The sequence below is a fragment of the Mycobacterium sp. TY815 genome (assembly GCF_030755135.1).
GTDB lineage: Bacteria > Actinomycetota > Actinomycetes > Mycobacteriales > Mycobacteriaceae > Mycobacterium.
The window spans coordinates 1,382,689-1,398,072 of the sequence record NZ_JAUFRX010000001.1 but is presented as its reverse complement, the minus strand read 5'-3'; the positions used below and the strand labels follow the sequence as shown (position 1 = coordinate 1,398,072).

At 71.1% G+C, this 15,384-nt stretch carries 4 protein-coding genes; 3 read left to right on the top strand and 1 reads right to left on the bottom strand.

Annotation, left to right across the window (positions count from 1 at the left end):
* Positions 1–454 precede the first annotated feature (454 nt).
* The 3 genes from QXK92_RS05860 (at position 455) to QXK92_RS05850 (ending at position 5,190) form a co-directional block, all read left to right on the top strand.
* Positions 455–2,998 (top strand): PE family protein, encoded by a 2,544-nt coding sequence (locus tag QXK92_RS05860; protein WP_306240725.1) that lies wholly within the window; start codon positions 455–457, stop codon positions 2,996–2,998.
* Between the two features lie 151 nt (positions 2,999–3,149).
* Positions 3,150–4,964, top strand: coding sequence for a PE family protein (locus QXK92_RS05855; protein WP_306240724.1), 1,815 nt, complete (start codon positions 3,150–3,152; stop codon positions 4,962–4,964).
* A gap of 91 nt (positions 4,965–5,055) precedes the next feature.
* Positions 5,056–5,190 (top strand): hypothetical protein, encoded by a 135-nt coding sequence (locus QXK92_RS05850; protein ID WP_306240723.1) that lies wholly within the window; start codon positions 5,056–5,058, stop codon positions 5,188–5,190.
* Between the two features lie 311 nt (positions 5,191–5,501).
* Here the strand turns inward: QXK92_RS05850 and QXK92_RS05845 are convergent, their stop codons facing one another.
* Positions 5,502–15,176 carry a PE family protein gene (locus QXK92_RS05845; RefSeq protein ID WP_306240721.1) on the bottom strand — a complete coding sequence of 3,225 codons (9,675 nt, stop codon included), beginning with the start codon at positions 15,174–15,176 and terminating at the stop codon, positions 5,502–5,504.
* Between the last annotated feature and the right edge of the window lie 208 nt (positions 15,177–15,384).

The window sequence follows — 15,384 nt, the reverse complement described above, 5'->3', positions numbered from 1 at the left end:
CGCGGCTTTTGCGGATGGGTTTCTCAACGGTCAGCTGACCCTGCCGATCACGATAGAGGCGTTGGGTGCCCCAACCACCCTCAATCTTCCGTTGAGCGGGCTGCTCGTTCCTGCCGCGCCGTACACCGCGCTCGTGGACGCCAGCGGACTTCTCGGTGTCCCGGGCCTGACCTTCAACTCGACCGTCACCGGCACGCCGATCGGTGGCCTCATTCCGGGCCTGCTGGACTTCCTGCCCCGAAGCCTTGCCGCTGCACTCGGTGGTCCGGCGCCGGTGATCCCGCCGCTGCCGCCGGTGTGATCGGGTGCGCCAAGACGCTCCTGTTGATGAGCAGTCGAAGGTTCCGGTGTGAATCCGTCGGTTTTGCCACGCAGCGATATGCGTCGGCATTAGGCTGCCTCGTGCCCTGATGACCGTCAGGTGAACACCGCAGTGCAGCGAGGGGAGCCCGCTATGTCGTATTTGGTTGCTACGCCTGATCTGGTTACAGCCGCAGCGGACAATCTGGCAGGGATTCGCACGGCACTGGGCGCGGCAGCCTCGGCCGCGGCGGGTCCCACGACGAGTCTGGCCGTTGCTGCGGGCGATGAGATATCGGCGGCCATCTCGCAGTTGTTCGGCAGTTACGGCGAGCAGTTCCAAGCGCTCAACAGCCAGGCGACAGCGTTTCACGCCGAATTCGTGAGTTTGCTGAACGGCGGTGCGGCGGCCTACGCCGCGGCCGAGGCGGCCAATGCGTCACCGCTGCAGGCCGTGCTCGACGCGGTGAACGCGCCCACCCAGTCGCTGTTGGGTCGCCCGCTGATCGGCAACGGCGCCAACGGCCAGGACGGGACCGGGTCGAACGCGGGAACCAACGGGGCGCCGGGCGGGCTCCTCTACGGCAATGGCGGCAACGGCGGTGCGGGTGGGCCCTCGGGCGGCGCCGGCGGCAACGGTGGAGCCGCGGGGTTGATCGGCAACGGCGGCATCGGCGGGGCCGGCGGCGGTGGAGCGGCGGCTGGCGGGGCCGGCGGCGCCGGGGGAACCGGTGGTTTGTTGTTCGGCAATGGCGGTGCTGGCGGTGCCGGCGGCGTCGGCGCGACCGGGACCGGAGCCGGCGGTGCCGGCGGGAATGCCGTGCTGTTCGGTGACGGTGGCAACGGCGGCAGTGGCCCGACCGGCGGCACCGCGGGCCGTGCGGGAGTCTTCTACGGCAACGGTGGTGACGGCGGCGCAGGGTCCGGGCAGGCGGGTGCGGCCGGCGGTCTGTTCGGCAATGGCGGCAATGGCGCGTCCAGTGACACAGCGGCCGGCGGTGCCGGCGGTAACGCCTTCTTCGGCGACGGGGGCGACGGCGGCTCGAGCCTTGCGGGTGCGGGTGGTGCCGGCGGAAACACCATGATTGGCCAGGGTGGCAATGGCGGTGCGGCCGGTGGCGCCGCCAGCGCGGCCGGCGGTAGCGGCGGCAGCGTCGGGCTCTACGGCTCCGGCGGGAATGGCGCGGCCGGCGGCGCCGGCGTTGCCGTTGCCAACGTCATCGGTCTCAGTGGTGGCTTCGGTGGGGCCGGTGGCAGCGGCGGACTTTTCGGTGGTAACGGCGGGGCCGGTGGGGCCGGCGGCACAGGTGGGGCCGGCGGTATCGGCGGAGCTGGCGCCGGCGGCGACGGTGGTGCCGGCGGTAATGCCGGCTTGTTCGGTAACGGTGGCACCGGCGGCGCCGCCGGTGCCGGCGGCAGCGGCTTCCTTGCCCTCGCCGGCGGCGCGGGCGGCGCGGGTGGTAACGGCGGCACCGCCGGTTTGCTGGTCGGCAACGGTGGCGCAGGTGGGGCCGGTGGTACCGGCGGAGTAGGCGGTTCCACCCTCGGTAAGGGCGGTGCCGGCGGCACCGCCGGCGTCGGCGGCGATGGCGGACTGCTGTACGGCAATGGCGGTGACGGCGGGGCCGGTGGAGGCGGCGGACCCCGCGGAAGCGTTGGCGCATCAGGCGGGACCGGTGCCAACGGCGGTGACGGCGGTAATGCCACGTTATTCGGTACCGGCGGCGCCGGCGGCGCAGCCGGTCCCGGTGGAACCCCGGGCGGAGGCGCCGCGGGAGTTCCGGGCAACCCCGGCACCAACGGGCTGTTCGGCACGGGCGGCTCACCAGGTGCGGCCGCGATGTCCTACTCCGCTGCGAGCACCGCTTCGCCTCTGGGGCCATATCAAGACCTGCTGAACAACACGCGCGCCAACCTGCAGAGCATCGGCGATACGTGGCTGGCCGATCCCGTGCCATTCCTAAACCAGTTCCTCACCAACCAGTTCAATTACGCGTCGCTGACCTTTACGGCGCTCACCAGTGCCACCCGGGACTTCACGATTGGGCTGGCCAATGTGCCTGCGAGCCTGCGGGCCGGCGACGTGGCGGGTGCGTTGGTGGGTCTGTTCGTCAGCGGCATCAACGCCAGTGACTTCGCGAACATTCAGCTGCTCGGCACCATCGGAGACCTGTTCCCGCCGTTGGCCATCCCGGGCAACATCGCGCAGAACTTCACCAATGTGGTCAGAACGGTGCTGGACACCAATATCGCCTTCACGATCGATACTGCGGAATTCACCGGGTCAGCCACCGTCGGACTGCCGCTCGCGATGACTCTCAACGCGGTGGGGTCTCCCATCACCACCGCACTCGCGTTCGCGGACAGCGCCACGACCATCACCGATGCTTTGCGGGCCGGAAACGTGCAGGCGGCGGCGACCGCACTGGTCGGTGCCCCAGCCAATATCGTCAACGGCTTCCTCAACGGCGAGGCCGAGCTTCCGCTGGCGCTCCCGCTGTCGGCCACGGCGGGCATTCCGGTGACGCTCGACATACCCGTCGGAGGTATTCTGGCGCCTCTGCGGCCGCTGGTTGCCGTCGTCGACGCCCCGGTCATCGGCAAGGTTTCCATCACCCTCGGCGGCACACCTGCCGGCGGCATCATCCCCGCGTTGCTGAGCTACGCGCCCGCGCAGCTCGCCAACGCCATCGCGTGACCACTGCTCCACGAACGCCGTTTGTATTCAAATTCGACGGTCTCACCGCAGTGACCGGTGCCTCACTCTGACCTGCTGAACTGAGGTTTGGGATCTCCCTGAATCGGGTACCTCCGCGGCTACATCGGGTGTACTTCGACGGGGGTTGAATATGTCATTCGTGATCGAGCCGGATCTCGTGACCGCGGCTGCCGGGCAGCTGGATGGAATTCGCTCGTCGGTCGGCTCGGCTGCGGAGGCAGCCGCTGCGCCGACGACGGGAATCGCCCAGGCGGCCGCAGACGAAATCTCGGCAGCGATCTCGCGACTGTTCGGAACCTATGGACAGGAATTCCAGGCGCTCAACTCCCAGGCGGCGGCGTTTCATGCCGAGTTCATCCGCCTCCTCAACGGCGGGGCAGCAGCCTACGTCGACGCCGAACTCGCCAACGTCGAGCGGATTCTGCTGAGTGGCACGTCCGGTATGCCGACGGCAGCACCCACCGACCCCCTCAGCGGGCTGCTGGGCGGCCTGCTGGGCGGTGGCATCACCGGCGGAACCACCACCACTGGTGGACAAGGGTTGCTCGGTGGTCTCCTGAGCCCGCTGACCGGCGGCACCGGGGGGTTCAACCTGGGCGGCATCAACTTCGTTCTGCCGTCGGTGCCGTCGCTGTTGTCGCCCACCACCCTCACGTCGGTTCTCGGCGAGCTCAGTGGGGCGACCGGACAGCTGGGCCCGATCATCGGGGGCCTGGGAACCTCTCTGCAGAATCTGCTGTTCCCGCAGGTCGCCACCCCCGGCGTAGCGGCCTACCCCAACCCGTATCAGGTCCTTTTCGACAACACCGTCCGGAATCTGAGTGACCTCGGAGCCAACTATCGCCCGTTCCCGATCCTGAACCAGATCGCGGTGAATCAGGCCCACTACGCGCAGTTGGCCGGAAATGCGCTCGCCCTCAACCTCCAGGGCTTCCCGGGCAATGTGCCGGCGAACTTCCAGCTCGCTCTGCAGGAAGCTTCGAGAATCAACCCGGCGGTCGGCGTTCAGGCGTTCGTCAACGGCACCACCGGCTTCTACACCACGCTGGGCACGCAACTGTCGGAGTTCGGCCAGGGCATCCAGCAGACGTTCCCGACCTTCCAGCGGGACCTGAACCTGGCCGGCCTGGCGATACAGCAGGGCCAGTATTCCCAGGCGGTGCAGTACGGGGCGCGCTCGCTCGTTGACCTGTTCATCACCGGGTTCGACACGAGCGGTCTGGGGATCACGGTGGACGTGGCTCTGCCGCCTTCCGTTGTGATCTCGGGACCGATCGGGGTCGAAGGTCCGGCCGGAGCTCTGCTGCCCATCCTGACGGCGCTTGGCCAGCAGGTACAGGGAGCCGCCAGCCTGATCCCGGCGGGCTCGATACCGGGGATGATGGCGCAGAACATCGCCAACGGAATCAACACGCTGACCAACGCAGGCGTCTCGGCGGACTTCGCGCTGACGCTGGGTCTGCCTCCGAGTCTGACCGGCGAGGCCATTTTCGGTTTGCCGTTGCAACTCGGCTTCGCCATCCTGGGCCCGCCGTTCGCCGGTTTGAACGGGCTGGCGGAGGGTGCCTACGCCTTCTCAGGCTCGCTGGCCACCGGCAACCTGTGGGGAGCGGCTAACGCGATAGGCAATACCCCGGCATTTATCCTGAACGGTTTCCTCAACGGTGAGGTTTTGCTCGATCAGCCGCTGCCGGTGACTCTGACGCTGCTCGGCCTTCCCGTCACCATCCCGGTTACCGCTCACCTGCCCTTCACCGGCATTCTTGTTCCGCCGCACGGCATCACGGCTACGGCGGAATTGAGTCAGATACTGCCGATTCCGGGTCTACCGGACATCACCGTGCCGCTTGGTGGGACCGAGTTCGGCGGGATAATTCCGTTCCTGCTGAACACGTTGCCCCAGCAGGTTGCCCAATCAATGGCGTACACCAACACCGCGGCCTGATACCTCCGAAGCGGGGGCACGGGCCCTCTTCGACGAGGCGGCGAGCCCGGCCGGGGATGTACAGAATTCCGGGTGGTCCGGCATCGCGTCGATGGAGGCTGCCGCAGCTCGTGCCGTGCACGGTGATCCCGCTGCGGCGGCGCAACTGTTCGACGACGTACTGGATCACTGGGGCCGAGTAGGGGACTGGACCCAACCGTGGCTCAGCCTGCGCTACGTGACGTGATTGCTTGCTCGGCTCGGCGCCGGGGAATGACGTTGCGTTCCTGCACCGGCCGCAGACCGAAGGGGAAATTATCCTGCTCCAACCCGGTCAACTGACTGCGCTGCAGTAGGCCCGCGCATGGAGCGCGTCGACTCCCACGGTGAGTCCGAACGCGACGGAGCCGAGGTGGTCGCTCGAGCGCGATCGGCGTTGCAGCGCTACTCCCGGCGCGCCGCCGCGGTGTAGCGGTCTGGACTTGCGACCCAAGGACGCGGCACCGGACGTCAAGCTGCCGCCTGATTTCCGGTGCCGCGTCGTCGGGGGCTCAGATTCTAGGTGCCGACCGAGACGCCGAAGCTGGCGTTCAGCGCGGCCTGCAGCGCCAGCTGCAGGTTCAGCAGGATGTCGCGAATCGAGGCGCTCAGGCCCAACCCGGCGTTGTTGAGCGACGTCAGCAGTGTTCCGCCGGTCTGCGTGAGGCCCGCCAGGGCGTTCTCGAAGCCCGCGACAAGGGCTCCGCCGGTCTGACCGAATCCCGACAGGCTGGCCCCGAAGCTGGCGCCCAGGGCGTTGTTGAAGACCGCGGCCGCCTGGTTGAGCGCGTTGAGCCAGATGCCGGCCACCGTGGCACCCGTCTGGCCGCTGCCGGTCAGCGCCGCCAGGAGGTTGTTGGTGATCACCGCGCCGGTCTGGGTCAAGCCGGACAGGCTCGAGGCCAGGCCCGCCGATAGTGCTCCACCCGCGTTAACCAGGCCGGTGATGCCGCTGTTGAGGGCGGCGGAGAGTCCGGCCAGGTCGAGGTTGATGTTGATCATGGCGTTCAACGCGGCGGAGAGGTTGGGGAAGGCGGCGGCGAGGTTGGCGGCCAGGTTGGCTCCGGCGTTGAGCAGGGCGTTGAGGCCGGCTTGCAGGGCTGGTGCGCCGGACAGGGCGGCGTTCAGGGCGGCGTTGAAGGCGCCGGACAGGGCGGCCAGGGAGGCCTGGAAGGCGGGCAGGCTGCCGGAGAAGGCGGCGTTCAGTGCTGCGGAGAGGGCGGCGTTGAGCGCGGGCAGGGAGGCGGTGAAGCTGGCGGACAGGGCCGGCAGGGCGCCGGCGAAGGTCGCGGCCAGGTTCTGTCCGGCGGTGATCAGGGCGCTCAGGCCGGCTTGGAAGGCCGGGGCCCCGGCCAGGGCGGCGTTCAGGGCGGCCTGGAACGCGGTGTTCAGGGCGCCCAGGGAGGCCTGGAAGGCCGGCAGACTGCCGCTGAGTGCGGCGCTCAGGGTGGCGGAGAAGGCGGCGTTGAGCGCGGGCAGGGCGCCTCCGAACGCGGCTGACAACTGAGCGGCCAGGGCGGGGAAGGCGCCGGTGAAGCTGGCGGCCAGGTTGGCTCCGGCGTTGAGCAGGGCGTTGAGGCCGGCTTGCAGGGCCGGGGCTCCGGCGAACGCGGCGGACAGGGCGGCGTTGAACGCCCCGGACAGGGCACCCAAGCTCGCTTGGAAGGCGGGCAGGCTGCCCGACAGGGCGGCGTTGAGGGCCCCGGTGAACGCGGCCGACAGGGTCGGCAGGGTCGCCCCGAAGGCCCCGGAGAGCTGGGCAGCCAACGCCGGCAGGGCACCAGCGAAGGTGGCGGCGAGGTTCTGGCTGGCGGCCAGCAGGGCGTTGAACCCGGCGGACAGGGCCGGGGCCCCACTGAGGGCGGCGGACAAGGCGGCCTGCAACGCCCCGTTCAGGGCCCCCAAGCTCGCTTGGAAGGCGGGCAGGCTGCCCGACAGGGCGGCGTTCAGGGCGCCCTGGAAGGCGGTGTTGATCGCGCCCAGGGAGGCCGAGAACGCCGGCAGGGCACCGGAGAACGCCGCGTTCAGTGCCGCGGACAGGCCGTTGAGGCTGCCCGAGAGCGCCCCGGACAAGGCCGCCGAGAGTCCGGCCAGGTCGAGGTTGATGTTGATCATGGCGTTCAACGCGGCGGAGAGGTTGGGGAAGGCGGCGGCGAGGTTGGCGGCCAGGTTGGCTCCGGCGTTGAGCAGGGCGTTGAGGCCGGCTTGCAGGGCTGGTGCGCCGGACAGGGCGGCGTTCAGGGCGGCGTTGAAGGCGCCGGACAGGGCGGCCAGGGAGGCCTGGAAGGCGGGCAGGCTGCCGGAGAAGGCGGCGTTCAGTGCTGCGGAGAGGGCGGCGTTGAGCGCGGGCAGGGAGGCGGTGAAGCTGGCGGACAGGGCCGGCAGGGCGCCGGCGAAGGTCGCGGCCAGGTTCTGTCCGGCGGTGATCAGAGCGGTCAGGCCGGCTTGGAAGGCCGGGGCCCCGGCCAGGGCGGCGTTCAGGGCGGCCTGGAACGCGGTGTTCAGGGCGCCCAGGGAGGCCTGGAAGGCCGGCAGACTGCCGCTGAGTGCGGCGCTCAGGGTGGCGGAGAAGGCGGCGTTGAGCGCGGGCAGGGCGCCTCCGAACGCGGCTGACAACTGCGCGGCCAGGGCGGGGAAGGCGCCGGTGAAGCTGGCGGCCAGGTTGGCTCCGGCGTTGAGCAGGGCGTTGAGGCCGGCTTGCAGGGCCGGGGCTCCGGCGAACGCGGCGGACAGGGCGGCGTTGAACGCCCCGGACAGGGCACCCAAGCTCGCTTGGAAGGCGGGCAGGCTGCCCGACAGGGCGGCGTTGAGGGCCCCGGTGAACGCGGCCGACAGGGTCGGCAGGGTCGCCCCGAAGGCCCCGGAGAGCTGGGCAGCCAACGCCGGCAGGGCACCAGCGAAGGAGGCGGCGAGGTTCTGGCCCGCCGTGACCAGCGCATTCAGGGCCCCCGTCAGCGCGGGTGCTCCGGCGAACGCGGCGCTCAAGGCGGCCTGGAACGCCCCGTTCAGGGCGCCCAGGGAAGCCTGGAACGCGGGCAGGCTGCCCGACAGGGCGGCGTTCAGGGCGCCCTGGAAGGCGGTGTTGATCGCGCCCAGGGAGGCCGAGAACGCCGGCAGGGCACCGGAGAACGCCGCGTTCAGTGCCGCGGACAGGCCGTTGAGGCTGCCCGAGAGCGCCCCGGACAAGGCCGCCGAGAGTCCGGCCAGGTCGAGGTTGATGTTGATCATGGCGTTCAACGCGGCGGAGAGGTTGGGGAAGGCGGCGGCGAGGTTGGCGGCCAGGTTGGCTCCGGCGTTGAGCAGGGCGTTGAGGCCGGCTTGCAGGGCTGGTGCGCCGGACAGGGCGGCGTTCAGGGCGGCGTTGAAGGCGCCGGACAGGGCGGCCAGGGAGGCCTGGAAGGCGGGCAGGCTGCCGGAGAAGGCGGCGTTCAGTGCTGCGGAGAGGGCGGCGTTGAGCGCGGGCAGGGAGGCGGTGAAGCTGGCCGAGAGGGCCGGCAGGGCGCCGGCGAAGGTCGCGGCCAGGTTCTGTCCGGCGGTGATCAGGGCGCTCAGGCCGGCTTGGAAGGCCGGGGCCCCGGCCAGGGCGGCGTTCAGGGCGGCCTGGAACGCGGTGTTCAGGGCGCCCAGGGAGGCCTGGAAGGCCGGCAGACTGCCGCTGAGTGCGGCGCTCAGGGTGGCGGAGAAGGCGGCGTTGAGCGCGGGCAGGGCGCCTCCGAACGCGGCTGACAACTGAGCGGCCAGGGCGGGGAAGGCGCCGGTGAAGCTGGCGGCCAGGTTGGCTCCGGCGTTGAGCAGGGCGTTGAGGCCGGCTTGCAGGGCCGGGGCTCCGGCGAACGCGGCGGACAGGGCGGCGTTGAACGCCCCGGACAGGGCACCCAAGCTCGCTTGGAAGGCGGGCAGGCTGCCCGACAGGGCGGCGTTGAGGGCCCCGGTGAACGCGGCCGACAGGGTCGGCAGGGTCGCCCCGAAGGCCCCGGAGAGCTGGGCAGCCAACGCCGGCAGGGCACCAGCGAAGGTGGCGGCGAGGTTCTGGCTGGCGGCCAGCAGGGCGTTGAACCCGGCGGACAGGGCCGGGGCCCCACTGAGGGCGGCGGACAAGGCGGCCTGCAACGCCCCGTTCAGGGCCCCCAAGCTCGCTTGGAAGGCGGGCAGGCTGCCCGACAGGGCGGCGTTCAGGGCGCCCTGGAAGGCGGTGTTGATCGCGCCCAGGGAGGCCGAGAACGCCGGCAGGGCACCGGAGAACGCCGCGTTCAGTGCCGCGGACAGGCCGTTGAGGCTGCCCGAGAGCGCCCCGGACAAGGCCGCCGAGAGTCCGGCCAGGTCGAGGTTGATGTTGATCATGGCGTTCAACGCGGCGGAGAGGTTGGGGAAGGCGGCGGCGAGGTTGGCGGCCAGGTTGGCTCCGGCGTTGAGCAGGGCGTTGAGGCCGGCTTGCAGGGCTGGTGCGCCGGACAGGGCGGCGTTCAGGGCGGCGTTGAAGGCGCCGGACAGGGCGGCCAGGGAGGCCTGGAAGGCGGGCAGGCTGCCGGAGAAGGCGGCGTTCAGTGCTGCGGAGAGGGCGGCGTTGAGCGCGGGCAGGGAGGCGGTGAAGCTGGCCGAGAGGGCCGGCAGGGCGCCGGCGAAGGTCGCGGCCAGGTTCTGTCCGGCGGTGATCAGGGCGCTCAGGCCGGCTTGGAAGGCCGGGGCCCCGGCCAGGGCGGCGTTCAGGGCGGCCTGGAACGCGGTGTTCAGGGCGCCCAGGGAGGCCTGGAAGGCCGGCAGACTGCCGCTGAGTGCGGCGCTCAGGGTGGCGGAGAAGGCGGCGTTGAGCGCGGGCAGGGCGCCTCCGAACGCGGCTGACAACTGCGCGGCCAGGGCGGGGAAGGCGCCGGTGAAGCTGGCGGCCAGGTTGGCTCCGGCGTTGAGCAGGGCGTTGAGGCCGGCTTGCAGGGCCGGGGCTCCGGCGAACGCGGCGGACAGGGCGGCGTTGAACGCCCCGGACAGGGCACCCAAGCTCGCTTGGAAGGCGGGCAGGCTGCCCGACAGGGCGGCGTTGAGGGCCCCGGTGAACGCGGCCGACAGGGTCGGCAGGGTCGCCCCGAAGGCCCCGGAGAGCTGGGCAGCCAACGCCGGCAGGGCACCAGCGAAGGTGGCGGCGAGGTTCTGGCCCGCCGTGACCAGCGCATTCAGGGCCCCCGTCAGCGCGGGTGCTCCGGCGAACGCGGCGCTCAAGGCGGCCTGGAACGCCCCGTTCAGGGCGCCCAGGGAAGCCTGGAACGCGGGCAGGCTGCCCGACAGGGCGGCGTTCAGGGCGCCCTGGAAGGCGGTGTTGATCGCGCCCAGGGAGGCCGAGAACGCCGGCAGGGCACCGGAGAACGCCGCGTTCAGTGCCGCGGACAGGCCGTTGAGGCTGCCCGAGAGCGCCCCGGACAAGGCCGCCGAGAGTCCGGCCAGGTCGAGGTTGATGTTGATCATGGCGTTCAACGCGGCGGAGAGGTTGGGGAAGGCGGCGGCGAGGTTGGCGGCCAGGTTGGCTCCGGCGTTGAGCAGGGCGTTGAGGCCGGCTTGCAGGGCTGGTGCGCCGGACAGGGCGGCGTTCAGGGCGGCGTTGAAGGCGCCGGACAGGGCGGCCAGGGAGGCCTGGAAGGCGGGCAGGCTGCCGGAGAAGGCGGCGTTCAGTGCTGCGGAGAGGGCGGCGTTGAGCGCGGGCAGGGAGGCGGTGAAGCTGGCCGAGAGGGCCGGCAGGGCGCCGGCGAAGGTCGCGGCCAGGTTCTGTCCGGCGGTGATCAGGGCGCTCAGGCCGGCTTGGAAGGCCGGGGCCCCGGCCAGGGCGGCGTTCAGGGCGGCCTGGAACGCGGTGTTCAGGGCGCCCAGGGAGGCCTGGAAGGCCGGCAGACTGCCGCTGAGTGCGGCGCTCAGGGTGGCGGAGAAGGCGGCGTTGAGCGCGGGCAGGGCGCCTCCGAACGCGGCTGACAACTGAGCGGCCAGGGCGGGGAAGGCGCCGGTGAAGCTGGCGGCCAGGTTGGCTCCGGCGTTGAGCAGGGCGTTGAGGCCGGCTTGCAGGGCCGGGGCTCCGGCGAACGCGGCGGACAGGGCGGCGTTGAACGCCCCGGACAGGGCACCCAAGCTCGCTTGGAAGGCGGGCAGGCTGCCCGACAGGGCGGCGTTGAGGGCCCCGGTGAACGCGGCCGACAGGGTCGGCAGGGTCGCCCCGAAGGCCCCGGAGAGCTGGGCAGCCAACGCCGGCAGGGCACCAGCGAAGGTGGCGGCGAGGTTCTGGCTGGCGGCCAGCAGGGCGTTGAACCCGGCGGACAGGGCCGGGGCCCCACTGAGGGCGGCGGACAAGGCGGCCTGCAACGCCCCGTTCAGGGCCCCCAAGCTCGCTTGGAAGGCGGGCAGGCTGCCCGACAGGGCGGCGTTCAGGGCGCCCTGGAAGGCGGTGTTGATCGCGCCCAGGGAGGCCGAGAACGCCGGCAGGGCACCGGAGAACGCCGCGTTCAGTGCCGCGGACAGGCCGTTGAGGCTGCCCGAGAGCGCCCCGGACAAGGCCGCCGAGAGTCCGGCCAGGTCGAGGTTGATGTTGATCATGGCGTTCAACGCGGCGGAGAGGTTGGGGAAGGCGGCGGCGAGGTTGGCGGCCAGGTTGGCTCCGGCGTTGAGCAGGGCGTTGAGGCCGGCTTGCAGGGCTGGTGCGCCGGACAGGGCGGCGTTCAGGGCGGCGTTGAAGGCGCCGGACAGGGCGGCCAGGGAGGCCTGGAAGGCGGGCAGGCTGCCGGAGAAGGCGGCGTTCAGTGCTGCGGAGAGGGCGGCGTTGAGCGCGGGCAGGGAGGCGGTGAAGCTGGCCGAGAGGGCCGGCAGGGCGCCGGCGAAGGTCGCGGCCAGGTTCTGTCCGGCGGTGATCAGGGCGCTCAGGCCGGCTTGGAAGGCCGGGGCCCCGGCCAGGGCGGCGTTCAGGGCGGCCTGGAACGCGGTGTTCAGGGCGCCCAGGGAGGCCTGGAAGGCCGGCAGACTGCCGCTGAGTGCGGCGCTCAGGGTGGCGGAGAAGGCGGCGTTGAGCGCGGGCAGGGCGCCTCCGAACGCGGCTGACAACTGCGCGGCCAGGGCGGGGAAGGCGCCGGTGAAGCTGGCGGCCAGGTTGGCTCCGGCGTTGAGCAGGGCGTTGAGGCCGGCTTGCAGGGCCGGGGCTCCGGCGAACGCGGCGGACAGGGCGGCGTTGAACGCCCCGGACAGGGCACCCAAGCTCGCTTGGAAGGCGGGCAGGCTGCCCGACAGGGCGGCGTTGAGGGCCCCGGTGAACGCGGCCGACAGGGTCGGCAGGGTCGCCCCGAAGGCCCCGGAGAGCTGGGCAGCCAACGCCGGCAGGGCACCAGCGAAGGTGGCGGCGAGGTTCTGGCTGGCGGCCAGCAGGGCGTTGAACCCGGCGGACAGGGCCGGGGCCCCACTGAGGGCGGCGGACAAGGCGGCCTGCAACGCCCCGTTCAGGGCGCCCAGGGAAGCCTGGAACGCGGGCAGGCTGCCCGACAGGGCGGCGTTCAGGGCGCCCTGGAAGGCGGTGTTGATCGCGCCCAGGGAGGCCGAGAACGCCGGCAGGGCACCGGAGAACGCCGCGTTCAGTGCCGCGGACAGGCCGTTGAGGCTGCCTCCCAGGGCGGCGTTCAACGCTGCCGACAAACCAGCCAGATTCAGGTTGAGGCTCAGGGCGGCGTTGAGGGCGGCGGAGAGGTTGGGGAAGGCGGCGGCGAGGTTGGCGGCCAGGTTGGCTCCGGCGTTGAGCAGGGCGTTGAGGCCGGCTTGCAGGGCTGGTGCGCCGGACAGGGCGGCGTTCAGGGCGGCCTGGAACGCGGTGTTCAGGGCGCCCAGGGAGGCCTGGAAGGCCGGCAGACTGCCGCTGAGTGCGGCGCTCAGGGTGGCGGAGAAGGCGGCGTTGAGCGCGGGCAGGGCCCCTCCGAACGCGGCCGACAACTGAGCGGCCAGGGCGGGGAAGGCGCCGGTGAAGCTGGCGGCCAGGTTGGCTCCGGCGTTGAGCAGGGCGTTGAGGCCGGCTTGCAGGGCCGGGGCTCCGGCGAACGCGGCGGACAGGGCGGCGTTGAACGCCCCGGACAGGGCACCCAAGCTCGCTTGGAAGGCGGGCAGGCTGCCCGACAGGGCGGCGTTGATGGCCCCGGTGAACGCGGCCGACAGGGTCGGCAGGGTCGCCCCGAAGGCCCCGGAGAGCTGGGCAGCCAACGCCGGCAGGGCACCAGCGAAGGTGGCGGCGAGGTTCTGGCCCGCCGTGACCAGCGCATTCAGGGCGCCCGTCAGCGCGGGTGCTCCGGCGAACGCGGCGCTCAAGGCCGCCTGGAACGCCCCGTTCAGGGCGCCCAGGGAAGCCTGGAACGCGGGCAGGCTGCCCGACAACGCGGCGTTGAGCGCACCCTGGAACGCGGCACTCAGCGCGGGGAACGTGGCGGAGAAGCCGGCGGACAGTGCGCCATTCAGCGCGGCAGCCAAGGTGTTGTTCAGGGCAGCGTTCAGGGCGGCGAGTCCGGTGCCGAAGCTGCCACTGAGCTGGGCGGCAAGGTTGGCTCCGGTCTGAGCCAGGGCGTTGAGCGCGGCGGAGAACGACGGCAGTCCACCGCCGAAAGCGGCGTTCAATGCGGCGGTCAGGCCGTTCAGTCCGCCGGTGAAGGCGCCGTTGAGGGCGGCCGACAGGCCGGCCAGGCTGGCACTGAGGTTGCCGGACAGCGCTCCGGAAAGCGATGCCGACAGTGCCGGGAAGGCTGCGCTGAAGTTGGCGGCCAGGTTCTGCCCTGCGCTGAGCAGAGCGTTCAGGGCGCCCTGGAATGCCGGAGCACCACTGAGTGCGGCGTTGAACGCGGCGTTGAGGGCGGTGTTCAGACTTGCCAGGCCGGTGCCGAAGTTGCCCGCGAGTTGTGCTGCTAGGGCCGGGAAGTTGCCAGCCAGGCTCGCGCCGGTCTGGACCAGGCCCTCCAGAGCCGCTGACAGGGCCGGCAGGCTCAGGGTGCCGGACAGCGCGGCTTCCAGGCCGGCAAGGCTGGCTTCGAAGCTGCCTGAGAGAGCCCCGTTGAGCGCTGCGGACAGCGCCGGCAGGGTGGCGCTGAAGTTCGCTGCGAGGTTCTGTCCCGCGTTGATCAGGCCGCTGAGTCCAGCCTGCAGCGTGGGCAGGCCACCGCTGAGGGCGGCGTTGAGCGCCGCGTTGAGGCTGGCCAAGCCGGTGCCGAAGGCCCCGGACAATGCGCCGTTGAGTTGTCCGGCCAACGCCGGCAGGGCGGCGCTGAAGCTGCCGGCCAGATTCTGGCCCGCGCTGATCAGTCCGTTCAGTCCCGCCTGGAATGCCGGCAGGCCACCGCTGATCGCGGCGTTGAGTGCGCCGCTGAACTGGGCGCCGAGTGCGGGAAGGGTGGCACCGAAGTTGGTGGCCAGTCCGGACAGGGTGCCGAAGAAGTTGCCGACGAGCATTCCGCCGGTCTGGGCGAGCTCGGTGAGGCCAGAGAAGTTCGCGTTGAGGCTGCCCGTGAACGCGGCAGACAAATTCGCACCGATTCCGGTGCTCAAGAACGTTTCGAGGGCAGCGTTGGCGGGTCCGAACAACGCGGCGCCGCTGCCCGACAGGCTGGCGCCGAGACTCTGCAGAGCCACGCCCGAGTTGGCGATGGCCTGTCCGGTCTGGGCGAGTCCTGCTCCCAGACCCGACGAGAGAGCCCCGCCGGTCTGAAGAGCCAGTCCAGCGCCGAGGTTGGGTAGCGAGGTCAGTGCACGCAGGGCCGCGCCGGCGTCCAGGCTGCCCATCAGGGACCCGGACCCACCGAGTTGAGCGCCCAGGCCGGGAATACCGAAGCCTGTGCTCAAGGCGCCGTTGATCTGGGCAGCCAGGTTGGCGAAACCATTCTGCAGCGCCGACAAGAAGCCGTCGAGGCTCAGCAGGGCTGAACCGTTGACCGCTTCGGCGGCCGCGTAGGCGGTCGCACTCTGGGTCATCATCGCGACGAACTCTTGGTGGTACGCCGTCGCTTGGGCGCTGACAGCCTGGTAGTCCGTACCCAGGGTGCCGAACAGCCGCGCGATCGCGGCCGACACTTCGTCCGCGGCTGCGGGCATAAGTTCGGTCGTCGCGCCTGCCGCAGCAGAACTGACGTCAACCAATGACGAGCGGATACCGGCTAACTGCTCGGCCGCCGCTTCGACGAATTCAGGCACAGCAATGACAAAGGACATGTCCATCTCCCCAGATGACCCCAATGGAACAAGCCGCGACCCAACGACGCCCGATCGTCACAGGGGCAACACGTGGGCAATAGATCCCCGTACGGAGAGGTGGTTAAACCCGTTATCTCTAAGAATTTCCGGGCAGAATCTTATGGTTTGCGATTGACCTTGCGGTCCTACCTTTTGCCCGAAATCAGCTGTGCCAGAGAGCAACTGC